The sequence below is a fragment of the Cytobacillus citreus genome, assembly GCF_018343665.1.
Taxonomy (GTDB): domain Bacteria; phylum Bacillota; class Bacilli; order Bacillales; family Cytobacillaceae; genus Cytobacillus; species Cytobacillus citreus.
Window position 1 is genome coordinate 145,499 of sequence record NZ_JAGYPM010000007.1, and the last position, 22,931, is coordinate 168,429.

The 22,931-nt window shown below is 36.2% G+C and carries 22 protein-coding genes, 2 pseudogenes and 2 other annotated features; of the genes and pseudogenes, 4 read left to right on the plus strand and 20 right to left on the minus strand.

Features of this window, described 5'->3' with window-relative positions:
* Positions 1 to 21: 21 nt before the first annotated feature.
* The 4 genes from KHA94_RS23110 to KHA94_RS23125 form a co-directional block, all read right to left on the minus strand.
* Positions 22 to 687, minus strand: a complete 666-nt coding sequence (locus KHA94_RS23110; RefSeq protein WP_213104449.1) for a GNAT family N-acetyltransferase — start codon at positions 685 to 687, stop codon at positions 22 to 24.
* A gap of 2 nt (positions 688 to 689) precedes the next feature.
* Positions 690 to 1,568 carry a carbon-nitrogen hydrolase family protein gene (locus KHA94_RS23115; RefSeq protein WP_213104450.1) on the minus strand — a complete coding sequence of 293 codons (879 nt, stop codon included), beginning with the start codon at positions 1,566 to 1,568 and terminating at the stop codon, positions 690 to 692.
* A 173-nt stretch (positions 1,569 to 1,741) separates the two neighbouring features.
* Positions 1,742 to 2,170 (minus strand): threonine/serine exporter family protein, encoded by a 429-nt coding sequence (locus tag KHA94_RS23120; protein WP_213104451.1) that lies wholly within the window; start codon positions 2,168 to 2,170, stop codon positions 1,742 to 1,744.
* Positions 2,171 to 2,211: 41 nt separating this feature from the next.
* Positions 2,212 to 2,967 carry a threonine/serine exporter family protein gene (locus KHA94_RS23125; protein WP_213104452.1) on the minus strand — a complete coding sequence of 252 codons (756 nt, stop codon included), beginning with the start codon at positions 2,965 to 2,967 and terminating at the stop codon, positions 2,212 to 2,214.
* 237 nt (positions 2,968 to 3,204) lie between these two features.
* On the opposite strand from KHA94_RS23125, the gene chrA reads away from it, so the two are divergent.
* A complete protein-coding gene (gene chrA, locus KHA94_RS23130; protein ID WP_213104453.1) occupies positions 3,205 to 4,398 on the plus strand; it encodes a chromate efflux transporter in 1,194 nt (397 codons plus the stop codon).
* Between the two features lie 53 nt (positions 4,399 to 4,451).
* Here chrA and KHA94_RS23135 read toward each other — a convergent pair whose 3' ends face one another.
* Positions 4,452 to 4,691: a sensor histidine kinase gene (locus KHA94_RS23135; RefSeq protein ID WP_213104454.1), complete on the minus strand. Its 240-nt coding sequence runs from the start codon at positions 4,689 to 4,691 to the stop codon at positions 4,452 to 4,454.
* Positions 4,692 to 4,874: 183 nt separating this feature from the next.
* Here KHA94_RS23135 and KHA94_RS23140 point away from each other — a divergent pair, with 183 nt between their 5' ends.
* Positions 4,875 to 5,204 (plus strand): hypothetical protein, encoded by a 330-nt coding sequence (locus tag KHA94_RS23140; protein ID WP_213104455.1) that lies wholly within the window; start codon positions 4,875 to 4,877, stop codon positions 5,202 to 5,204.
* Between the two features lie 267 nt (positions 5,205 to 5,471).
* Here KHA94_RS23140 and KHA94_RS23145 read toward each other — a convergent pair whose 3' ends face one another.
* Positions 5,472 to 6,023 carry a hypothetical protein gene (locus KHA94_RS23145; RefSeq protein WP_213104456.1) on the minus strand — a complete coding sequence of 184 codons (552 nt, stop codon included), beginning with the start codon at positions 6,021 to 6,023 and terminating at the stop codon, positions 5,472 to 5,474.
* 304 nt (positions 6,024 to 6,327) lie between these two features.
* On the opposite strand from KHA94_RS23145, the gene KHA94_RS23150 reads away from it, so the two are divergent.
* Complete coding sequence (locus KHA94_RS23150) at positions 6,328 to 6,783, plus strand: DinB family protein (RefSeq protein WP_213104457.1); 456 nt, start codon at positions 6,328 to 6,330, stop codon at positions 6,781 to 6,783.
* Between the two features lie 109 nt (positions 6,784 to 6,892).
* On the opposite strand, the gene trpA is transcribed toward KHA94_RS23150, so the two are convergent.
* The 8 genes from trpA to KHA94_RS23190 form a co-directional block, all read right to left on the minus strand.
* Positions 6,893 to 7,666 carry a tryptophan synthase subunit alpha gene (gene trpA, locus KHA94_RS23155; protein ID WP_213104458.1) on the minus strand — a complete coding sequence of 258 codons (774 nt, stop codon included), beginning with the start codon at positions 7,664 to 7,666 and terminating at the stop codon, positions 6,893 to 6,895.
* Positions 7,666 to 8,862: a tryptophan synthase subunit beta gene (gene trpB / locus KHA94_RS23160; protein ID WP_213104475.1), complete on the minus strand. Its 1,197-nt coding sequence runs from the start codon at positions 8,860 to 8,862 to the stop codon at positions 7,666 to 7,668. The genes trpA and trpB overlap by 1 nt, the downstream gene beginning before the upstream one ends.
* A gap of 5 nt (positions 8,863 to 8,867) precedes the next feature.
* Positions 8,868 to 9,488, minus strand: coding sequence for a phosphoribosylanthranilate isomerase (locus KHA94_RS23165; RefSeq protein WP_213104459.1), 621 nt, complete (start codon positions 9,486 to 9,488; stop codon positions 8,868 to 8,870).
* 28 nt (positions 9,489 to 9,516) lie between these two features.
* Positions 9,517 to 10,290, minus strand: coding sequence for an indole-3-glycerol phosphate synthase TrpC (trpC, locus tag KHA94_RS23170; RefSeq protein WP_213104460.1), 774 nt, complete (start codon positions 10,288 to 10,290; stop codon positions 9,517 to 9,519).
* Positions 10,291 to 11,316 (minus strand): anthranilate phosphoribosyltransferase, encoded by a 1,026-nt coding sequence (gene trpD / locus KHA94_RS23175; RefSeq protein ID WP_213104461.1) that lies wholly within the window; start codon positions 11,314 to 11,316, stop codon positions 10,291 to 10,293.
* Complete coding sequence (locus KHA94_RS23180) at positions 11,282 to 11,899, minus strand: anthranilate synthase component II (protein WP_213104462.1); 618 nt, start codon at positions 11,897 to 11,899, stop codon at positions 11,282 to 11,284. The genes trpD and KHA94_RS23180 overlap by 35 nt, the downstream gene beginning before the upstream one ends.
* On the minus strand, positions 11,883 to 13,277 hold the full coding sequence (gene trpE / locus KHA94_RS23185; protein ID WP_213104463.1) for an anthranilate synthase component I: 1,395 nt from the start codon (positions 13,275 to 13,277) through the stop codon (positions 11,883 to 11,885). The genes KHA94_RS23180 and trpE overlap by 17 nt, the downstream gene beginning before the upstream one ends.
* A 54-nt stretch (positions 13,278 to 13,331) precedes the next feature.
* Positions 13,332 to 13,579, minus strand: a binding site (T-box leader).
* A 37-nt stretch (positions 13,580 to 13,616) separates the two neighbouring features.
* Positions 13,617 to 13,919 (minus strand) — a binding site (T-box leader).
* A gap of 53 nt (positions 13,920 to 13,972) precedes the next feature.
* On the minus strand, positions 13,973 to 14,611 hold the full coding sequence (locus tag KHA94_RS23190; RefSeq protein ID WP_213104464.1) for an MOSC domain-containing protein: 639 nt from the start codon (positions 14,609 to 14,611) through the stop codon (positions 13,973 to 13,975).
* Between the two features lie 163 nt (positions 14,612 to 14,774).
* Between KHA94_RS23190 and KHA94_RS23195 the strand changes: the two genes are divergently transcribed.
* Positions 14,775 to 16,025, plus strand: a complete 1,251-nt coding sequence (locus tag KHA94_RS23195) for a bacillibactin exporter BcbE (RefSeq protein ID WP_213104465.1) — start codon at positions 14,775 to 14,777, stop codon at positions 16,023 to 16,025.
* Between the two features lie 301 nt (positions 16,026 to 16,326).
* Here KHA94_RS23195 and KHA94_RS26755 read toward each other — a convergent pair whose 3' ends face one another.
* The 6 genes and pseudogenes from KHA94_RS26755 to KHA94_RS23220 form a co-directional block, all read right to left on the minus strand.
* Positions 16,327 to 16,416 carry a putative holin-like toxin gene (locus KHA94_RS26755; protein WP_410489293.1) on the minus strand — a complete coding sequence of 30 codons (90 nt, stop codon included), beginning with the start codon at positions 16,414 to 16,416 and terminating at the stop codon, positions 16,327 to 16,329.
* 333 nt (positions 16,417 to 16,749) lie between these two features.
* Positions 16,750 to 17,517, minus strand: a complete 768-nt coding sequence (locus KHA94_RS23200; protein WP_213104476.1) for a DUF2935 domain-containing protein — start codon at positions 17,515 to 17,517, stop codon at positions 16,750 to 16,752.
* A 145-nt stretch (positions 17,518 to 17,662) separates the two neighbouring features.
* Complete coding sequence (locus KHA94_RS23205; RefSeq protein WP_213104466.1) at positions 17,663 to 18,700, minus strand: polysaccharide deacetylase family protein; 1,038 nt, start codon at positions 18,698 to 18,700, stop codon at positions 17,663 to 17,665.
* A gap of 635 nt (positions 18,701 to 19,335) precedes the next feature.
* Entirely contained in the window at positions 19,336 to 21,402 is a 2,067-nt protein-coding gene (locus tag KHA94_RS23210) for a thioredoxin domain-containing protein (protein WP_213104467.1), read from the minus strand.
* A gap of 275 nt (positions 21,403 to 21,677) precedes the next feature.
* A pseudogene (locus tag KHA94_RS23215) lies at positions 21,678 to 22,319 on the minus strand (GntP family permease); the annotation flags it as partial.
* 183 nt (positions 22,320 to 22,502) lie between these two features.
* Positions 22,503 to 22,931, minus strand: a pseudogene (locus KHA94_RS23220) (RNA-guided endonuclease TnpB family protein); the annotation flags it as partial.

Here is a 22,931-nt window from a genome sequence, read left to right on the forward strand (position 1 = left end):
TGCTTCTTCGCTCCTCTTCCTCTATTTAAATGGATTTTTCCATTCCATCAATACAGCATAATTATGAGATTCCTCATCGTCTATATAGTCTTCAATGATGGATAACGGCGTTCTGCCACATTTAAGTAGAAAAGTAATAACAGGGTCCTTACTTACTCCCTTGATAACGGACTCAACATATTGAACTGGGGCCATTTTATCTGATTTTTGTGCATACCCTGGCATTCTTCCTCCACCAAGCAATCTTTCTAGTCCAAGCTGAACGACAACCTGATACATCGCTTGCATCAGATAGTGACCAAGACCAAGCTTACGAAACTTCGGCCTTACACTAATATCAACGATATACAGAGTATTACCTTGTGAATTATGATTTCTAATATAACCGCTATCCGTCATCTCTTCCCACTTATGTGAAGGAAGTGCTGGATCAAAATCAACACAAACTCCTGTAATGGAGCCTGCTAATTGACCTTCTACCTCAACACAAAGTGCCCCTTCTGGAAATAATGTAACATAATTCTTCAGCTGATTCTTATTCCACCATAATTCAGCTGGAAAAGGCGGAGGAAAGCATTCAGTCTGAATTTGAATCAGCTCATCAAAATCAGATTGCAAATAATTGCGAATGACAATAGGGATTGGCTTCTCCTGATCATAGGCATAAAACTCGCTTTTATAAGCCATTGTTATACCTCTTCAGTATTCTGATTTGACCAATCTGAATATAAGTCAACACGGCGATCTCTCCAAGTTGTGACGGATCCTTTTTCCCGAACTTCGTATAAAAGACTTAAATCAAGGTCAGCCGTAATGATCATATCATCATTAATCTCCCCTTCCACCATAATTCCTTTTGGTGGGAATGGAACATCATTTGGCGTAATAACAGCTGCCTGACCAAAGTTGCCTCGCATGAAGTCCACAGTCGGCAAGGAGCCAACTGTACCTGTGACAACAACATACACTTGATTTTCGATGGCACGCGCATGGCTAGTATAACGAACACGATGAAATCCATGGCGGTCATCTGTACACGATGGACAGAAAATGACATCTGCTCCCTTAGCCTTGGCCATCCGAACGATTTCCGGAAATTCTATATCATAACAGGTGAGAATGGCAATTCGACCTTTGTCAGTATCGAAAACCTCTAGCCCTTCTCCAGGTGACATATTCCATTCTTCAACCTCTGTTGGTGTCATATGCAATTTCGCCTGTTCAGCGATTCTTCCATCTGGATAAAAAAGATGCGCAACATTATTCAAGCGGCCATTATTATTTATCACATGTGTGCCGCCTATAATATGCATATTTGTTTCTTTCGCTAATTGAGAAAATAAATTTCGATATTGTTCAGTAAAACCAGGAAGTTCATTAATGATAAGATTTTTTCCTTGATGACTTCCTATAGATAAAAGCTGAGTCGTAAAAAATTCAGGAAACAAAACGAATTCTGAACCAAATTCTTGTGCAGTTTTAATATAATGTTCACACTGCTTGGCAAAATCCTCAAAAGAATGAATTGTATGCAGATGATACTGCACTGCAGAAACACGTAATTTCAATGTCATCCCCCTTTTCTAATAAACATCAGAGATGAGTTGTAAACTCAATCAATATTGATTATAAATATTTCTTCTTAAATAACAATATTCAATAAAAAAATATTTCAATTTTAAAAACCAAGAAGGATTTGCTTTTCTTGGTTAACAAAGCCTTTAGGAAAAGTTCTTCTATTCTATTTAAGTCTTATTTTTAGTATGAGTTGGTTTAACACTTCAGAAATAACAAGTCCTACTGCAATCGCACCAGATATCATGAATGCCTTTGCAGCAAGCTGTATAGCCGTATTATAATCATTTTCAACAAAATGACGCATAGCATCATACGCGGTCCCACCCGGTACTAGTGGAATAATTCCCGATATACTGAAAATAATTATAGGTGTTTTATACATTTTGGCAAAGATTTGACTGATTATTGCAATAAAAAAAGCGGCGATAAATGATGCCAAGACAGCATCATAATCATATTCCACAAGACTTATATAGACAAACCACCCTGCCATGCCGACAAATCCACATTGAAATAGTGTTTTTTTAGGTGCATTGAAAAGGATGGCAAAAGCGGCTGTGGCGACAAAGCTAGTTATTAAATGTACAATCATTTTACGATAGCCTCCATTATTCAATTACGAACATGCAGTTTTTAATAGAAAGCAAAAACAATAGCTATTCCTGTCCCAATCGCACAGGCTGTCAAAAATGCCTCCGCCCCTTTTGATAATCCAGCTACTAAATGTCCAGCCATCAGATCTCTTACCGCGTTTGTGATTAAAAGTCCAGGCACAAGTGGCATGACTGATCCGATAATAATTTTATCCAGTTGAACCCCTATCCCTAAATACACTAATAGATAGGCACTTAAACCTATGACGACAGATGCCATAAATTCAGCGAAAAATTTGATCTTTACCAAATTATGAATATATACGAAGCATATAAATCCCACTCCACCTGTAATGATAGCAGGAATAAAGTCTTTCCATTGTCCTAAAAACATCATTAGGAAGCAGCCGCTAGAAATGGCTGCAGCGAGAATTTGTTGGTATAACGGGAAGGTGAAGTTAGCTTTTTCGATATCCATTAATTTCTTAAAAGCTTCATCAGAAGTTAATGCTCCACTGCTAATTTTCCTCGATATGCCATTAACTACTGTAACCTTGTATAAATCGGTTGTACGTTCATAAATTCTAATTAGCTTAGCAGGCTCTGTTCCATCAATTGAAAAAATGATTCCTGTTGGTGTTACATAGCTATGTGATGAAGGAATGCCTAATGAAGAAGCAATCCTAGTCATAGTATCTTCAACCCGATATGTCTCTGCACCACATTGAAGCATGATTTTTCCTGCAAGCAGGCATAAATCGATCACTTCAATTGTTTGAGGAAGTTTATTTTCCATATTTGTCCCTCCTATATAATCCATATATTGATCACAAACTCCACTTTATAAAAATTATAGTTAATATTGAAATCGAATTCTACGAAATGCCTAATTACTATAAGACCAAAAGGAAAGATTTGCAACCATTTATACAATTTACAATGTAAAGAAATTTTTAAGATTTATTAACGTATATTACTAAGAATCTTTGTTATTCTTAGTATATTCAAAGGGAAATAAAAAAGGAGAAGATAAATGATTCATAGGCATCGAACGAATAAATTTTCATCATTGTTAGAAATATTGTTTGTTTCAATGAGGCTTGGCCTTACTTCATTTGGAGGACCCGTTGCCCATCTTGGCTATTTTCACAATGAGTATGTACGAAAACGAAATTGGCTGGATGAAAAAAGTTATGCTGATTTAGTTGCTTTATGCCAATTTCTGCCTGGTCCAGCTAGCAGTCAAGTCGGGATTGGCATTGGAGTCATACGTGGTGGTTTTATAGGGGGAGTATTGGCTTTTCTAGGCTTTACGATGCCTTCTGTCATCGCATTGATTTTATTTGCTCAGCTTTTAGATGGCATGGATATAACAAATGCAGGTTGGATCCATGGATTGAAGATCGTTGCTGTAGCAGTGGTTGCACATGCTATTTTAGGAATGGCACAAAAGCTCGCACCAGATTTAAAAAGGAAAGCTATCGCTCTTTTTGCGATTATTGCAGCTTTATTATGGCAAACGGCTTTTATACAAGTGGGCATCATTTTATTGTCTGGAATCATTGGGTTTATTCTTTATAAAGATAGTAAAGATCAAGAAGAGAATCAAATTCATTTTCCTATTTCAAAGCGTTTTGCTGCAGGAAACTTAATCCTATTCTTCGCCTTGCTTTTTGCTTTGCCAATCTTAAGTCGAAGCTTGTCCTTTGATTGGCTCGCCATGTTTGACAGTTTCTATCGCTCTGGCTCTCTAGTATTTGGAGGAGGTCATGTTGTCCTACCATTGCTTGAACGTGAATTTGTTCCATCAGGCTTGATAAGTGAGGAAGCCTTCCTAGCTGGCTATGGTGCTGCACAGGCAGTGCCAGGACCTCTCTTTACCTTTGCAGCTTATATTGGGGCAGTCATAAATGGCTGGCAAGGAGGATTACTAGCAACTTTTGCTATTTTTTTACCTGCTTTTTTATTAATAATTGGTACATTACCTTTTTGGAATATTCTTCGAAAAAATCCAAAGATTAATGGAGCTTTGATGGGGGTTAATGCAGCTGTAGTCGGGATATTAATTGCTGCCTTTTACCACCCAATTTGGACAAGTTCAATTTTCGAACCAGTTGATTTTGCATTTGCTTCTTTATTGTTCAGTATGCTCGTTCACTGGAAGCTGCCACCTTGGATCATTGTTCTAACAGGAGCAGTGGGAGGAGTTTTTATTGGAATGCTATAATAAATCAAAAAGCTGCAAATTTTATTGCAGCTTTTTGAAATCATTTGTATTTATTATGGAATTTCGAGGATGATTTTTGCTCCTCTCCCTTTTATAGATTGAATGGAAAGGATTCCTCCAGCTGCACGTACTCTTTCTTCGATACTAAAAAGTCCGACCCCTCGTTCAACATCATTAAGTTCAAACCCTTTGCCCTTATCTTCAATCATCACGCGAATGACATCGTCTATTTCGAATGGTAACAGCCGCCTCATCAATTTCTGCATATTTGCGTATATTTGTTGGGCTTTCATGTATGATTCTCTTGAATCTAGCTGTTCTTTCATTTATTAGTGCTTGCAGCGGAAATCAATAGGGAAGTTTAACATAGCCAAAAGCAGAAATAGCACTACAAAACGGTGCTTTAGCATTAAAATACCAAATTTTCCGAAACCTATTCGAAAGAGATTCGTATACAAGTAAAAGGGGGATTTATTATGAAAAAGAATATGATCATTGTCCTTTTTACATTAATCATCGAAAGCGGGTTAACATTTCTACTCGCCTCACTGCTTTCTATCCGCTTTATTGAGATCATGTTTTTCGCTGGGGTCGCATTTTCTGCAGTCACGATTTGGTTTTCCAGCAGCGGTGGAACAATAACAAAATTTATTGATAGTGAGACAAGTGCAAGAACTGGTTTGAAAACGGAAAGAAAAGAATTTAAATTACAACCTAATTATGTTGTCTTCGCATCCATCCTATTCCTAATTATCGGTTTGATCTTTTTCATTTTATTATTAACGAATGTCATCCCTCCCGCTTAATGAATAGAGATTGACGATTATATTCACCAGATATATGATGATAAGGAAATCGATAATAAGGAGTGATACCTTTGGCTAAATCCAAAGCTAAAAAAATACGTAAAAAATCTGTTCGTGAGGGGAAAAGAAATCCTGAAGCAAACCGAAGCCCCTTTATTTTTGCAGATATGCGGACAAGAAAAACGAAGACTAAAAAAGATTATCTATATTGTAAAAAATATAAGAACCATTCACTCAATCAAAACAGTGATGGTTCTTTTTTTTACCTTATTGAGCTTCAAGGTATTTTTCACGATATGATAAATAGTTGTGTAAATTTCCTTGGTAAATTAGGCTGTGAGAGGATGCTTCTTTAAGGTCTTGCGGGGTTATCATGCATAGATGCTTATTCGTTTCAAGGAGCCTTCCTTCCTTTAAAACCATCGCAACAAAATGAGAGCAAAAAAATGCATGCTTTCTAGGAATTTGTTTATTTAATGCGATAGCAAATAATCCGATTAAGTTATATCTATACATTTGCTGATTATCGTCTATTTCTTTTATCGTTTTCATCATTTGATTATATTGATTATCCTTAACTGTAAATACGTAAAGCGCGCAAGATGCATTTCTAAAAAGCTCTGAACGAATATCTTCCTTCACAAAGCCGCCAACAAAGGGGTTTCTTGGACGCTTTCTTCCAAAGCTGTATACCTCTGTTAAATCGCTATCAAAGCTAATTGAAGCATGATTGAGGCATTCTTTCGTATATAATTTTATCATTCTAGTAAACAATGTTCCGGTATCGGTAAGCAGAAGATATACCTTTCTATCTCCCATACATAACCCTCCTGCAAAATACTTCTCGGATTGGATTTTTTTGCCTGTGTTATATCCATCTGCTTCCATTTAATCAAACTAATTTCCATTCATAAAGACACTTGAGATTTAAATTTTTATAAGACTAGAGGCGTATTGACATTCTTCAAAATCCATTTTTATATCCATTATTATACAAAACCTATTGATCTTTGGGAATTAAAATATTTAGTCATTTTGGAATATTGAATATTTTCCCTTGCAGGATTAATATAATCTGTGATGGAATTTATCATAGAAACTTATTTTTTGAGGAGGCGTTTACATGAGTCAGCTTTTAAAGCATTTTTTATCACACCGTATCGTTACAAATGAATTAGTCAAAAAAATCGAAGAGTCTAATTACTCCTATAAACCAACTGAAACTTCAATGAGCACTGAAAAACTAGTTACACATATGTATACTTCTTTTTATAAATTTATTAAAACGGTGAAGGTCGGAAATGGATCCCCTTTTATGGAGAAATTAGAGCATCCAGAATTTAATCTTTCCCAATTAGGTGAGCATTACACAGAATTGTCAAAAGAGCTTCTCGAATCCTTGACAGAGGATGAGTTGAATCGTGATATCGATATGACAAAAATATTTGGAATCAATGTAACAGGACACCAAATGGTGCAAACAGCAATTGAACACGAAATACATCATAAAGGCAACTTGTTTGTATATGTACGGGAATTGGGGCACACTGAGCTTCCACTATATATGAGAGTAAAATAAAAATGGTTGGAACGGACTTGCCTAATATGAACTTCACCACATCAAACAGGAGATGCAGTTCAATAAAGCAAGTCCGTTATTCTTCTTCTATCAAACATCTATCAAACTTTTATACTGTTTTCACAGCACTAATTAATTCTACAATCCCTTCTAAATCTCCTTGGTTAAAAAGCTCTATAATTTTGCTGCCAACAATAACACCGTCACAGTATTGAATTATTTCCTGAACATGAGTTGAAGAAGAAATACCAAATCCCGCTAAAACAGGCAGATTACTAATGTGTTTTACTTTTTTCAAGTGCTGAAGGAGTTGATCATTAAATCCTTGTCTTACTCCTGTAATCCCATTCACTGTAACTGCATATAAAAATCCATTACCTCTGTTAGCGATTTTGTGAATCCTCTCTAGCGGGCTTGTTAAAGAAACAAGTCTAATTATCTCAATACCCGCTTTATCCGCATGGCCAGCAATTACATCCTCCTCTTCAACTGGCAAATCGGGCAGAATCAATCCATCTACTCCAGCTCGAAAGCTATCTTCAATGAATTTTGGTATTCCATAAGCCAATATAGGATTCATATAGGTCATGATGATTAAAGGAATATGAACAATGGGGCGAATTTCTCCTATGGTCTGTATGACTGCTTTTAATGTTGTGTCATTTTCTAATGCTCTTAATCCAGCTTGCTGAATAACGGGTCCATCTGCAACGGGATCTGAGAAGGGTATGCCGATTTCAATCGCAGTTGCACCTGCTTTTTCTAAAAATGTTATGCGCTCAGGTAAAGTTTGTAATCCTCCATCACCTGCCATAATATATGGAACAAACGCCTTCCCATTATTATTTTTCAATTCTTGCATAACCTTATGAATTCGGGTCATTACTTATTACCTCCTAATCTTGCTCTCACTGTTTCTACATCCTTATCTCCTCTGCCAGATAAACAAATCACAACTCCATCATCACGATTCATTGTAGGCGCTAGCTTTAAAGCATATGCAATCGCATGGGAGCTTTCCAAAGCAGGAATAATTCCTTCTAATTGACAAAGCAGCTTTAAAGCTTCTAATGCTTCTTCATCTTTAATGGATTCATATTGTACTCGGCCAATATCCTTTAAATGACTATGTTCAGGTCCTACGCCAGGATAATCAAGTCCAGCAGAAATAGAATGTGCTTCTTGAATTTGTCCGTTCCCATCCTGAAGTAAATACATCAGTGCTCCGTGTAGAATACCTGGTTTCCCCTTTGTCATGGAAGCTGCATGCTTATACGTATCAATCCCTAATCCAGCTGCTTCTACACCAAATAATCGAACTGTTTCATCCTTAATAAATGGATAAAACATTCCCATAGCATTACTCCCGCCTCCAATACAGGCAACAACCGCTTCAGGAAGCTTACCTTCTTTCTCAATAAATTGCTTTCTTGTTTCATATCCGATTACACTTTGAAAATCACGAACAATCATTGGAAAAGGATGTGGGCCCATAACTGATCCTAGAATATAATGAGTATCTTCTACATTTGTTACCCAGTAACGAAGAGCTTCATTTACTGCATCTTTTAATGTAGCACTCCCTGAATTTACACTTATTACCTTTGCACCTAGGAGCTCCATTCGAAAAACATTCAGCTGCTGTCTACGAATATCCTCAGCTCCCATATAAATCATGCATTCTAAGCCTAGAAGCGCACAAGCAGTGGCAGTTGCAACTCCATGCTGTCCGGCTCCAGTTTCCGCTACGACCTTCCTTTTTCCCATTCTTTCTGCTAATAGAGCTTGCCCTAATGAATTATTAATTTTATGTGCACCAGTATGATTGAGATCCTCCCGCTTTAAATAAATTTTTGCCCCCTTCAAATGCTCCGTTAGGTTTTTGGCAAAATATAATGGGGTTTCACGACCAACATAGTCTTTCAAGAGTCCTTGAAGACTCCTTTGAAAGGATGGATCTGCCATCGCTTTTTTATATTCCATCTCTAATTCAAGAACAGCTTGCATTAATGTCTCTGGGACATACCTGCCTCCATATGCACCAAAATGCCCACGCTCATCAGGTAATGTATAAGTTATTGCCGTCATAGAACTTCCTCCTTTTTCCTTTTAACTCTTTCTATAAAACCTTTTATTTTTGCCATATCCTTTTTTCCATTTGTTTCAACCCCACTGCTGACATCGACCATGTGTGGGCCGGTTAATTCAATGGCTCTCTCAATATTTTCACTCGTTAAACCGCCAGCAAGTATGATTCTCTTCTCCTCTAATTGAACATTGTTAAGGATACTCCAATCAAAGGCTATTCCGTTGCCTCCATGGAATTTGCCTCTTGGACTATCCAATAGAAAATATTCACATGAGAAATGATTAATTTGCTGTAAATCAGCGGCCGTTTTAATGCTTAATGCTTTTATCACTGGGTTTGTAAACTGTGTGCAAAATTCAGGTGTTTCATCTCCATGGAGCTGAATGACATTAATGCCTGTTTCATTCACAATCTTTTGAATAGCATCCACTTCCTCATTCACAAACACTCCAACTTTTAGTACTTTTTTAGGAAGCTGTAAGATGATTTTTTTTGCCATTTCGGGAGATATTCTTCTCTTGCTATCAGCAAATACAAAACCTATCGCATCCGCTCCAAATTGGACGGCAAATAATGCCGTTTCAAGATCTGTAATCCCACAAATTTTTACTTTCATCTTTCCTACACCTCTTTTGAAATGCTGTTCAATACTTTTTCATTTCACTTATTAAAGATTCTAAGTTACTCGTTTGCATGAATGCCTCACCAACGAGAATCCCATTTGCACCAGCATTTATTACTCGTTGGACATCCTTCTTAGTTCTAATGCCACTCTCACTAATAAGAAAGGCACCAGCCCTTTTGATTTTAGGCCCAAGTTTCTCAGTCACAGCCAAATCAACTGTAAATGTCTTTAAATCTCGATTATTTACTCCAATTATTCTTGCACCAGTCTGTAAAGCTTTATAGAGCTCATCCTCGTTATGAACCTCCATTAGCACTTCCAGCCCATTGTTAATTGCAAAAGTGTAAAGCTCATTTAATCTTCCTTCATCTAATGCAGCTGCGATCAATAGGATCAAATTAGCTCCTGCAGATTTCGCCTTTACAATCTGTACCTCATCAATGATAAAATCTTTACACAAAACTGGGGCATTAACCGCTTCTCTAACAGATTTTAGATATGCGAAACTTCCTTTAAAAAATAGCGTATCTGTTAATACAGAAATTGCATTTGCGCCATATTTAATATAGGAGAGGGCTTGGGAAACTGGATCTAATTCAGTGTTAATATCTCCTTTTGACGGAGACGCCCTTTTGAATTCTGCAATAATCGCTATTTCTTTGCCTGTTTGGAGCATCTCCAAGAAAGAACATTTTTTCCTTAAAGGGAATTCAGGCACTTCCAACTTTTCCTTTTCTAAAGATCTAATTTCCTTTCGTTTTTGCTCTAAAATTTTGTCAAGAATCGTCGCCATTTATATCACCTCTTGATGGGAGGATTGACTTAATTTTATTAGCAGTTCAAGTTTTTCCAATGCCGCACCAGAGTCGATAACCTCTTCAGCAATTTTTACACCTTGCTGGATGGTTCGTGCCTTCCCGCCTGCAAAAATCCCGATTCCTGCATTAAGTAGGACTGTGTCTCTAAACGCGCCTTTTTCCCCCTTTAAAACCTTCAGCAAAATTTCAGCGTTATCTTTTGAATCTCCACCTTTAATAACATCATTTGTGTATATAGGTAATCCAACCTCATTAGGATGCAGAATTTTCTCTGTGATTGTTCCATTTTCAAGAATAGCAAGATGATTATCGCCTTGAAGAGATGCTTCATCCATATATCCAGCTCCATTCAAAACGATTGCTCGTTTTCTGCCCAGTTTTTTTAACACTTCAGCAAATATCGCTATCATATCTCTGCGATAAATACCCAGCACCTGCGATTCCAGCTTGACTGGATTTATAAGCGGTCCGATTAAATTAAAGGTTGTCGGAATCCTTAAGTCATTCCTTACCTTCATAATTTTTTTGATTCGAGGATGAACATTTGGAGCAAATAAAAAGGCGATCCCAATATCCTCAAGGATTTCTTCTGTTCTTTCTGGCGACAAATTCAAGTTAATTCCGATATACTCTAAAACATCTGCACTCCCCGTCCTGCTTGTTATGCTTCTGTTTCCATGTTTAGCCACTGTGATTCCGGCACCTGCTATAACAAACGCAGATGTTGTACTGATATTAAAGCTTTTAGAGCCATCCCCCCCTGTCCCGCAATTGTCCAAAACATTCGGAATTCTTTTGCTGAATTTAAGGGACTTCTCTTGCATGGCCTTCGCAATCCCTGCAATTTCCTCTACGGTTTCTCCCTTAATTACAAGACTCATCATAATTGCAGCAATTTCACTATCAGTAACGTCATTGTCTAAAATATGATCCATTGCTTCCTTCATTTCTAACTCTGATAAAGATTTACGACCTGCTAATCGCTTTAGTATGTTTTTCATGATTTCTTTCCCTCCTTGCTATGTGTAAAAAGTTTGCTAACATGCGCTTCCCTAGATCTGTTCCAATTGATTCAGGATGGAATTGCAATCCGAAAACGGGATAAGTTTCGTGTCGAATTGCCATAATTTCGTTATCATCCATTGATTTAGCGAGAACTTTAAAACTCGCTGGCATGGTCCCTTTTGCAATAACGAGCGAATGATAACGCATAACAGCGATAGGCTGAGGCATGTATTCAAATAAATGCAAACCTGTATGCTTTATGTTTGAGATTTTGCCATGCATAATCCTTCTTGCCTTCTCTATTTTTACTCCAAATGCGTACCCAATTGCTTGATGTCCTAGGCAAATTCCTAATATCGGTATTGTCTGATGGAAAGATTCAATTATCGCCAGACATTGACCAGCATGCTCAGGTCTTCCTGGTCCAGGCGATAAAACGATCGCATCAGGCTTTAGGCTCGTAATTTCAGCCAAAGAAATCATGTCATTTCGAACAACTTTCACTTCCTCACCTAACTCGCCTAAATATTGATAGAGATTAAATGTAAAGGAATCATAGTTATCAATAAGTAATATCATCTTGATCCTCCAAAAAAGATTTTAGTTTATGAATCGTCTCTTCATACTCTTTTTCTGGGATGGAATCATGCACAATACCCGCCCCTGCTTGAATAAAAGCTTTCTGATCCTTCACTACCATAGTTCGAATCGCTAGTGCAAAGTCCATATTTCCATTTGCAGAAAAATATCCAATAGCCCCAGAGTAAACCCCTCTTTTCACATCCTCCAATTCATTAATTATTTCCATTGCTCTAATTTTTGGAGCACCTGACACAGTACCTGCGGGTAAACATGCGATTAAAGCATCGATGGCACTAAGAGGTTTTTTTAATTTGCCGCTTACCTCAGAAACTAAGTGCATGACATGTTTATATTTTTCAATTTGCATTTCCTTTTCAATTTGTATAGATCCAAACTCACATACACGCCCGATATCATTCCTGCCTAGATCTAGAAGCATTCTGTGCTCAGCAAGCTCCTTTTCATCTTCTAGTAATTCCTTCTCTAAGTTGCTGTCTTCCGTTTCGCTTTTTCCTCTTTGCCTTGTACCGGCAATCGGGTTAATGGCCACTTTATTGCTAGTCACTTTTATTAGGCTTTCAGGGGATGCACCAGCAATTTTGTAGTCTTCAAAATCTAAATAATACATATATGGTGATGGATTTTTGACTCTTAGCTTTCTGTAAAATTCGAATGGGTCTCCTTCTAATGTGGCTTGAAGCCTTTGAGATAGCACTACTTGAAAAATATCGCCCTCCAAGATGTGCTCTTTTGCCTTTTTAACCTTTTTAATAAAATTTTCTTTACTCATTGAAGCTTGAAAGGCTGAAACAGCAGCTATCTCAGAATTACTTTTTGAGAAATCATTAAGAATCTCTGCACTGCGTTTTTCCAATTGCTTTTCGAGTTCAATTCTTTTTCTTTTCAGCGGAAAAGCCACTAAATAAACCTTTTGTTCAAGATGGTCATAGACAACTGCCTCTTCAAAAAACATAAGGTGCATATCGGGTATTTTTAATTCATCTTTTAGCAGCACACCGATTTTTTCATATTGTCTAATGGCATCGTAGCCAATAAAACCAACCGCTCCTCCGCAAAACGGAAATTGATCTAATGCCTGTAAATGGTCTTCTGGCAATAATTTTTTTAATACTTCCAATGGTTTTTCATGAATCAATTCTTTTTCATCTCCCGAAATAACGAAAGATGAATTCCCCTCTCCAATCAACTCAAAAGTTGGGTCTGCACCAATAAATGAAAATCTGCCAGACCGTTCATGTTTTAAAGAGCTTTCGAGGAGGAATTTTTTCTTACCACTTAATCGTTGAAAGATTAGGATTGGAGTCAGTGTATCTCCTTCAAGTTCTTTTATTAAAATTTGCTCTTTCGTTTTCAAGTTTTTACCCTCCTTAAAATAAAAAAGTCCTCTATACACACATAAATAGTGTGTATAGAGGACGAATCCGCTGATCGTGGTGCCACCTCAAATTTAGAGCAGTGAGTCTGCTCCCTTTTTCGGATACGGATTGTAGCAATCGATATCCTATCCTTATAACGGCGGAATTCCGTGCTTCCCTACTTTCCTTCAAGAAGCCTCTCGTAAGTCCATTCCATTTGCCCTCATCGTACCGGCTCTCACCTTTCCCGGCTCTCTAAAACGACTTGAAGCAATGTACTACTCTTACTCAACGATTTACTATTAAAATTTTTGAATAACAAAAAGGGTTTCCCGTCAAAAAAGGACGAGAAACCCGTGGTGCCACCTTCATTAGCTAAATAAATTAGCTCACTTAACAGATATCGAAATGAAAATCATTTGAATATCTGTCTCTTGTAACGATGAGACTGTTCGCCAAAGCCTACTATTTTAGAGGTTAGTGGTTAGACGAGTGAAAGATTCTACCCATTTCTTTAAACCTCAATAAATTTCGGTTTGGGGCTCCGAAGTCCATTCACTTATACGTACACACTGATTTACACCACCCATCAGCTCTCTTAAGAGTTCGTATAGGCTACTCCTCTTCATCAACGCCTAACATAATATTGATAATTATAGTATTCTAAATTTTATAATAAGTCAACAAAAATAAATTACTTATTTAACAATTTAGCGAATTTATTTTTCCATACTTCTGCAAGCTCTTCAAATTGAATGAACTCTTCAATTGCTTGTCGATTTTTTCTATCATGGAACATTAATTGATTCCCTGTAAGGACTGAAAATTTTTCCTGCTTCCGTTCGATTATCTCAAAACTTGAGTTTATATCAACGTTGCCTTCTTCAATAACTCTAAAGAAATAACCAGTAAACCCAGTCTCGACAACTCTTCTTAGTAATTGATCCATATCATTATGTTTTGAGATCGTTGCGCAGGGTATACGACCTTGTGTGACTTGTACAATTGCCTTTCCTAATGAAAAAGTATCTCCAATATAAACATCTTTTTCTAACATATTTTTTACACAAATATTCTCGCCAAATGCTGGTGATTCTAATGGTTTGTTAAATTCTTTTTCCCATTGCTCGTAATGTTCATAAGGATATAAGCAAACGGCTCGATCCGGTCCGCCATGAAACTCTCGATTTGCAACTCCATCACCAATGAATCCTTCCATTGTAAGCATCACTTCTTCTACCCGTTTTTTTCTAATAGCAGAATTAACCGTCATCCCATTCCATCTATGTAAATTCGGTCTTCCAATATTTAATGTAATAATTCCCCTCTCCATCTCTTTCACCTCGAAAAAACATTATTCCCTATATTATCCTTTATAGGAGAAGGTAGTCAATAATTCCTTTTTAAAAAATTTCCATAAATAGTTCGTTCTAATTTCACGTTAAATACAAATATTATTATTAAGTTTGATTATATTTAAGGGATGGGAGCATTAAATGGAGCATGTTGAGAAATTAAAATTCGGAAGCAAAAATGCACATAAAAAAAGGTCTGGAAATAATGTTCAAAAGCAAAAATGGGCGATTCTTTCGCTCGCTTCCATACCACTCGTCATGACACTTGGAAACTCTATGCTTATTCCCGTTTTGCCAGAAATGGAGAAATATTTAAATATCACACCATTTCAAACAAGTATGATATTAACTGTTTATTCATTAGTTGCCATAATATTTATTCCTGTTGCTGGGTGTTTATCCGATCATTTTGGAAGGAAAAAGATCATTATTCCTAGCCTCATAATTGCCGGTATAGGTGGCGTTATCTCTGGATGGGCTTCTTGGAAATTGGCTGACGCCTATTGGATTATTCTTTGTGGAAGAGCATTACAAGGTTTAGGCGCAGCCGGAGCTGCACCTATCGTTATGCCTTTAATTGGTGATATGTTTAATAATGATGACGAAATTAGCAGTTCACTTGGGATGATAGAAACTTCTAATACATTCGGTAAAGTATTAAGTCCAATACTTGGAGCCTTTCTAGCAGGATTTTATTGGTTTTTACCATTTTTTGCGTTTCCTGTTTTTTGTGGAATCTCCATATTGCTTGTATCCCTCTTAATCAAAACACCTAAAGAACGAGAGGTGCCCATTCCATTTAAGAAGTTTTTGCAAAATATAAAAAACACCTTCACCCATAATGGAAAATGGCTATATGCCATCTTTATTATTGGGGCTATTATGATGTTTGTCCTCTTTGGAGTTCTTTTTTATTTATCTGATGTACTCGAAAAGACGTATGATATAAAAATTATAAAAAAAGGGTTCCTTCTTGCTATTCCGCTTGGAGCATTGTGTCTTTCATCCTTTATTACAGGAAAAGTGATTAAAGAAAATAAGGTTTTAATGAAATGGATCATTTTTGGAGGTTCAGCTCTAACATCTACTGCCGTTGCTATTCTAAGCTTTTCGGACGGTGTCTGGTTCATGATAATATTATTTATTTTTGGGGGAATCGGTATTGGTGTTGCTTTACCTTGTTTAGATGCATTAATTACTTGTGGAATAGAAAAGGAAGAAAGAGGAACCATAACGTCTATATATAGTTCGATGAGATTTATCGGTGTCGCTGCAGGACCGCCGACTGTAGCAATATTGATGAAGAATGCTGAAAATTCCCTTTTTTATATACTAAGCGGCCTAACAGCCATAGCGATCATTGCAACATTTATGGCTATAAAACCTGATTGATTGTGATAGTATAATTCTAGATGACTTCCCAACAAATATATGGTATCCTAATGGTGAAGAATCTTTTATTAGAAAAACCTTTGCAATCGCCAAGTTCTTTTGGTGTATGCCTTTGTTTTACAAGAGACTTAATCAAAATTTCACATCTACTTTCATACGTTATAAACATTAATTTTCATAATTAGCTAAAAAAAATGACCGTAGGTGTTGGCGCACCCACGGCCACTTGCAATAGTCGTTCCTTTAGGGGATCGGCCAGTACAAAGACTAGACCTCTCCACAATTACAGGTCAAGGGAGGTCTATTTTTTGTGGTTAAAAGACAAGACAGCAATAATTAAGCTCGAAAATGAAATCATGATCATGATTGTTTCGAATACTGTCAAAGGCATCACCCCCTTTCAACGGGGTTAGCCGACCACCCTTACCGAAAACTCCCTATTGCTTCTTCATTATACCATATCGTTGTCCACAAGAAAGAACGTGCGTTCCATTTTAGGTAAAATGATCCTTCCAGCCTATATATTGTCTTGTTAGACCATTGCTTTTGCATTATAAATATTTGAAAATTCTTTATTACATTAATGAAAAGGCTGTGTTCAAGTTCAGTGCTGATCATGCTGATTTGTTGTTAATTGGAGAAAAAAGCAAGTGCCAGCAACAGGAATCCACAGGGAAGATGAACATAACCAATGAAAAAAACAACTATTCAGGTGGAAATACAATTATTCCATTATCCTCTGTTTTGTTGGATCACAATCGGGTTTTTCTAAGTTAGTTGATTCGGCGAGCTTCGTTAAATAATAGCATTCCTCTCTAAACATATGATCAGCCATTAATGCTGCAAATGTTCCTAATGCCTCTTTACTAAGCTCTAATTCCTCAATTTCATCTAAAAAATTCATAAAAAGCTTCATTTCAATCGAAATATCTTTGTTGAATCTTTCCAAAGCAGGGAAAGATTTAATATTCGAACGAAGGAATCCTGCCATTTCAACAGCTTTTATATAAAATGATTCAAAATCCTTTGTAAATTTATCGCTCTTATTTTTAATTTTCATTTCAATTTGATCCATATTATTTGAAATTGCACTTGCATGTCCAGCCGCATCCAATAACCAAATCAAATGATGATGGAGCTCATGAAATACAGGTGGTGTCACACCTTTCCTTAAATATTTTAAAACGAGTAAATATTCCTCCACCTCATTAACCATATGATTCATAAATGTAGGACCAAGATGAATCTTAATTTTTCCAACAAGATGACGTTCAAGTATTTTTAGCTTAAAATCCCTAATTTTCTTTGCTTCTTCATCTGCCTTAATACTAAGCTCTACTAGGTTTTCCACTTCAACTCTGTTTAGAAGAGAGTCAAACATCTGAATAAAATAGGTCGCTTCATCTATTAATTCTTTTTCTTTTGGGGAGAGTGAATCATAAATAAATCGTGCATGATCTCCTAACACTTGCAGCCAAAATCTATGCTCCATTTTTGCAGCGTTTTCAAAGCTAGCAGGCAAAAAATCTCCTCCCTATATCCTTTTCTCATTAAAGCTTATCGGTTGCATCTAACTTTTATGACATAAAAAAAGAACTCCGGTTCCGTTATTAAACGGAAGCTTAGAGTCCTATCGATTAAAAATTAATGGCAGTCATCTGTTCATTTAAAATCTCAGCTTCATATCCTTTAGACTTTAGATATTCTAATAATGTTGGCAGATGTTCAGCTGTTGTTTTTCTATCATGCAATAAAATAATAATTGGCTTATCATGATATTGGTAATTCTCTATTTGATAAATAACTCTGGAAACATATTCTCCATTTTTATATTTCCAATCCTCACTATCTACTGTCCAATCCCATAATTGAAACCCTGCTGTTTCAACAGCCTGTTTATAGGAAGGCTTCATATACGGTGCAGAACCATATGGTGTTCTAATTAGATGTGTAACTTCGCCAGTGAGATTCATCAATGTTGATTGTGCCTCTGTCATCTCATCGACTACTGTTTTTTCCGATCTATAAATTTTCGAAGCATCATGTGTAACACCGTGTAATGCAGGAATATGTCCATTGTTGATGATATTCTGTACTTCATCGGGATAGGTTCTCATATTAGGTTCAAGCATGAAAAAGGTTGCTTTCATTCCATAAGAACTAAGCGTTTCTAGAATATTATTTGTATATGCCGAAGGGCCATCATCAAAGGTGAGGTAAACTTTTTTCGATTCATTTTGCTGCTTAATTGATTGCTGCTGTTTATTTCCCTGATTTGAAGACTCAGGCTTATTAATAATACTAACTCCAGCTGTTTTATCTTTTGGTTCCTTATTAACTACTTGATTTTGAGATTCTTTATTCGTTTCTTTACCCTCGTTTATTTTTTTATCATTTTCAACTTTTATTTGAGTTTTATATTTATATATGCTACGAAAATAGTTATGTATAAGACCATTCATTTCATCATTTTGTTGAAAATTCTTGTCAGTCATTAATGAATACATAATTTGGATAGGCTGTGTCAAACTAGTAACTGCTAATGTTTCATTCTTCTTGCAAGACTCAAAATTTACTAAAACTAAAGAAGTACACACCATCATAGAAAGCATTAATTTTACACTTGTTTTAATTAGTTTTGTTTTGATTTTTTTTCTTTTCCGTTTTCTTCTCACTAGGGTTCACCTTACCATTTCTTGATCATACTTGATTGTAAAAAAATAAATTTGAACTTGATTTTAGAAGTTTAGATAAGCATCGCAGTTTATTTTTGGGGCTATCCTGCCTTTTTCATTAAGAGGATTAAAGAGTGAATAAGGCATTTTTTGATTTTCGAGCTTTCATTAATTAGACGAATTAGATGTTAAAAAAGTTGTCATATTTCTCTATAAATCTACAAATCTTTTTTTATTTCGCTATAAATCTACCCTCACTTTAAGAGTAACTAATCTATACATCATTTTCAATTCATTCTAAGCTTTTTAATGGATTCTTTTTTTCACTTTCTATATTATTAAAATGTTTTTATTCAAAATTAATTTTCTATTATTCTAATAAAACTATTTGCACTTAGTATTAAAACATGCAAGAATCAAACTCAACAACATATAGTGTTATTTTAATCACTTTAATACTATATGTTGTTCTTCGCGATTTATATCCAATCAATCCAAGATTCTTTTAATCTTATCCGCTTTCTTAAGCGGATTTTTTAAAATAAATTTTGAATGGCATAAAAGCTAAATTGCATGAAAAGAGGGACAGTCTCATAAGTCGATTTTCGGCGTAGAGGCGTCCCTATTTACATCTTTTATTTAATTTCAATTGACTTAAGTGCTTCTTCCACAGTGAATACAGGATTTTGACATGTAAAGTTTTCACAAACATAGACAGTTAAATCATCATTTATTTGTTTATAGCCTCGAGAACGTAGCTTTTCGACATCATTTTGATCGGATGCAGCTAGTATCGTGATATGTGGTACGAATTTAGCATGAAGCTTTTTTATCAATTTCTCCTGCTTATTTCCTAAAATGACAACTTCTTTTACCGACATTTCTTTCACAAGCAGGCTTTGCAATAAATATGTATGTCCTGCACCGTATGACTCCACTTCTTGTTTATAAAGCTTCAACATGGAATCCGCAATATCCATCCATTTTACTTCACCTGTTAAATGCCCGAGCCGCAGCATTTGTAAAGACGCAACACTATTACCTGAGGGAATAGCTCCGTCATATATTTGCTTTTCCCTTACAATAAGCTGCTCACTTTTAATATTTGTAAAGAAAAATCCCCCAGCTTCATCATCCCAAAATAACTTCATCATTTTTTCCGCTGTCATGTTGGCTTTTTCTAAATAAGTATAGGAAAAAGTTGCTTCAAATAACTCAATATAAGCCCATAGTAAAAATGCCCAATCATCAAGATATGCCTGATACTTAGCCTCGCCTTCCCGAAACCGAGCTAGTAACTGCCCATCTTGTATTAATTTCTGCTCAATAAATTGAATCGCTTTTTCTGCCTTTTTAATAAAGGTATTGTTCTGTAATGCTTGGCCAGCTTTTGCAAGACCTGCAATCATTAAAGCATTCCAAGAGGTTAATATTTTATTATCTAGGTGAGGATAGATTCGACAGCCTCTCTTTTCCAAAAGTTTTACTCTGGATTCCTCTAATTTCACCAAACCCTCTTCTTGACTAAGATTGAATGAAGTAAAAACCTTATCAAAATTTGTATGGATTAAATTTGGAATGCTTTTACCTTCAAAATTTCCGTTTTCTGTTATATTATAAACCTTGCAATAAAGTGAACCATCCTCCAAGCCTAAAATGTCCATGATTTCTTCTTTTGACCAAACATAGTATTTTCCTTCAACACCCTCACTGTCTGCGTCAATAGCTGAGAAAAATGCACCTTCTTCATTTGTCATTTCCCTATCTATAAAAGAGACAATTTGTTCAACTATTTGCTTATATCTTTGATTTTTCGTGACTTGATGGGCTTCAGAGTAAACATAAAGAAGGAGAGCATTGTCATAGAGCATTTTCTCAAAATGCGGAACTAACCAAATATCATCTGTAGAATAGCGCGCAAATCCAAAACCAACATGATCATAAATTCCGCCACTAGCCAGACCATTTAGCGTTTTCTCAACCATATGTAAGGCATGTTTGTTTTTTTTCCAATGATAGTATTTCAATAAAAACATTAAATTGTGCGGAATTGGAAATTTCGGTGCATCATTAAACCCACCGTATATGGAGTTGAACCCATTTGCAAGCTGCTGATATGCTTTATTCAACGAATTCACTGAAGGAAGATCCTTTCCTCTAGCTCTTTCAGCTTGATTCAAAGCATTCTTTGCATCCTCAGCAATTGTTTCAATTCGATCACGACTATTTGTAAATTGATCATAGAGCTGTATGATCACTTCTTTTAATCCAGGAGTTCCATAGCGGCTTTCTTTCGGAAAATACGTTCCGGCATAAAAAGGCTTCTGATCCGGTGTCAAAAACACACTTAATGGCCAGCCGCCATGACCATTCATCATCTCGCAAACATTCATATAAATTGAATCGATATCTGGACGTTCTTCCCGGTCTACCTTAATTGAAATAAATCGTTCATTTAGCAGCTTGGCTGTTTCTTCATCTTCGAAGGATTCACGTCCCATGACGTGGCACCAATGACATGTGCTATAGCCAATACTAACAAAAACGGGCTTCTCCTCTCTCTTCGCTTTTTCAAACGCTTCAGGTGACCATTCTAACCAATTTACTGGATTCTTTTCATGTTGTTTTAAATATGGGCTTTTGGATTGCACTAACCAATTATACGTAGGTGAATACCGTTCCTCAGATAAGAATGACTGCATTAGTCACACTCCTTAAAATTAGGATTGGGAGCATAAAAACCCTTCCCAACAGCGATCATTTTTTTCTAAATTAGACATATATATCATTTCCAACAGAAAAAGAAAAAACACGCAATAGAACGACTAAGATCTCTAAAGTCTCATACTTTGGCAACGGATTTCTTAGTGAAGCATTCACTGATACCTTAATGAATATTCTCCTTTTGTTTATCGATAATTCTTTACACAAAAAAGACAGAGAACTTTTCTTTAGCTCCCTGTCTATTATTAATCTATTAAACTAAGATTACCCACAGAATCATTGTCACAATTATCGTTACAAGACCTTGTAACAATGTAGCCATTGTTTGTGCTTTATATGTGTCTTTCACTTTCAAACCACTAAACTCGGTCACAACCCAGAAGAAACTATCATTCACATGACTGACTGTCATTGCACCTGCACCAACTGCCATGACTACTAAAGCTAGAGGGACAGCACCTTCTATTCCCATTGTTGGCAGTAATGGAGCAATTAGAGAAGATGTAATAACAAGAGCTGCAGTAGACGAACCTTGTGCTGATTTTAAATCTGCTGCAATAATGAAAGGAATAAGTAAGAATAAAGCACCGCTAAATGTATCGGCAAGATTCCATCCTTGAATCATTTCAGCAATGCCTGTGTTTTTGATCACCGTACCAAAAGCACCGCCAGCACCAGTAATAAGAAGAATAGGAGCTGCATCTAACAAGGCTTCTGCCACCCATTTTGTTAAAGTTTCTTCATTGAATTTTGGCAATAATGTAAGAGCTGCAATAACACCAGCCATTAATGCAATGACCGGTTGACCTAAGAAACTTAGAAAAGATCCTATATTTCCTTCTATTTTGAGAAATGAAACAACTGAACCAATTCCTATTAATATGATTGCTGAAACTCCCATAGCTAAAGCAATGGGGTTCTTGAGCGACTAGCTTGTTTCTTCTATACTCTCCCCTGCTTTAATATACAATAGGGTACAACATACAGACACTACAAAGCGTTTGCTCAAGACTTCTACAGCCAAACACCTCAGCGGTGCTTATCGACTGCATGGGCTCGTTTCTAACCCAACACTCCTTTAAATTCCAAAACTACTTATTTTGTTTTGATTACTTGATTTTATTCGTATAATTTCTATGTCATGTAGTTTCTTAAAATGATCATATTCATCCATACATAAATACCTATTAATGCTATCAAGAGATTCCGTTACATTTTTTATGAGATAAGCAGAGTACAAATCACGTTGGACACGTTCATTTCTTATAAGATTCCATCTTTCAGACAAGGATTTCTTTTGAAAGGTGTCCGTCTCGTGATGATACTGACTAGCTTTTACCTTCGAGGTGTTGATCTTTTTCAGTTCTATGCCGAAGATAGATAGCTTTTGTTCTAAAATGGTTATAAGCATAGAGGGCGCTTTCCTAGCTATAGATTTTCCAAACCGTTTCTTTCGGCTGAAACGTCCGTTCTTGTTTCTAGTTGTTTCTTTTGCCCGTTTTTGAAG

Excerpts from the sequence above, each read along its gene's own strand:
- KHA94_RS23180 (WP_213104462.1), bottom strand. The coding sequence starts at position 11,899 with ATGATATTACTTATTGATAACTATGATTCCTTTACATTTAATCTCTAT.
- KHA94_RS23200 (WP_213104476.1), bottom strand. The coding sequence starts at position 17,517 with ATGGAGCATAGATTTTGGCTGCAAGTGTTAGGAGATCATGCACGATTT.
- KHA94_RS23150 (WP_213104457.1), top strand. The coding sequence starts at position 6,328 with ATGAGTCAGCTTTTAAAGCATTTTTTATCACACCGTATCGTTACAAAT.
- KHA94_RS23110 (WP_213104449.1), bottom strand. The coding sequence starts at position 687 with ATGGCTTATAAAAGCGAGTTTTATGCCTATGATCAGGAGAAGCCAATC.
- trpC (WP_213104460.1), bottom strand. The coding sequence starts at position 10,290 with ATGGCGACGATTCTTGACAAAATTTTAGAGCAAAAACGAAAGGAAATT.
- KHA94_RS23135 (WP_213104454.1), bottom strand. The coding sequence starts at position 4,691 with ATGAAAGCCCAACAAATATACGCAAATATGCAGAAATTGATGAGGCGG.
- KHA94_RS23140 (WP_213104455.1), top strand. The coding sequence starts at position 4,875 with ATGAAAAAGAATATGATCATTGTCCTTTTTACATTAATCATCGAAAGC.
- KHA94_RS23120 (WP_213104451.1), bottom strand. The coding sequence starts at position 2,170 with ATGATTGTACATTTAATAACTAGCTTTGTCGCCACAGCCGCTTTTGCC.
- KHA94_RS23195 (WP_213104465.1), top strand. The coding sequence starts at position 14,775 with ATGGAGCATGTTGAGAAATTAAAATTCGGAAGCAAAAATGCACATAAA.
- KHA94_RS26755 (WP_410489293.1), bottom strand. The coding sequence starts at position 16,416 with ATGCCTTTGACAGTATTCGAAACAATCATGATCATGATTTCATTTTCG.
- KHA94_RS23125 (WP_213104452.1), bottom strand. The coding sequence starts at position 2,967 with ATGGAAAATAAACTTCCTCAAACAATTGAAGTGATCGATTTATGCCTG.
- chrA (WP_213104453.1), top strand. The coding sequence starts at position 3,205 with ATGATTCATAGGCATCGAACGAATAAATTTTCATCATTGTTAGAAATA.
- trpA (WP_213104458.1), bottom strand. The coding sequence starts at position 7,666 with ATGACCCGAATTCATAAGGTTATGCAAGAATTGAAAAATAATAATGGG.
- KHA94_RS23145 (WP_213104456.1), bottom strand. The coding sequence starts at position 6,023 with ATGGGAGATAGAAAGGTATATCTTCTGCTTACCGATACCGGAACATTG.
- KHA94_RS23190 (WP_213104464.1), bottom strand. The coding sequence starts at position 14,611 with ATGGAGAGGGGAATTATTACATTAAATATTGGAAGACCGAATTTACAT.
- KHA94_RS23165 (WP_213104459.1), bottom strand. The coding sequence starts at position 9,488 with ATGAAAGTAAAAATTTGTGGGATTACAGATCTTGAAACGGCATTATTT.
- trpD (WP_213104461.1), bottom strand. The coding sequence starts at position 11,316 with ATGAAAAACATACTAAAGCGATTAGCAGGTCGTAAATCTTTATCAGAG.
- KHA94_RS23210 (WP_213104467.1), bottom strand. The coding sequence starts at position 21,402 with ATGCAGTCATTCTTATCTGAGGAACGGTATTCACCTACGTATAATTGG.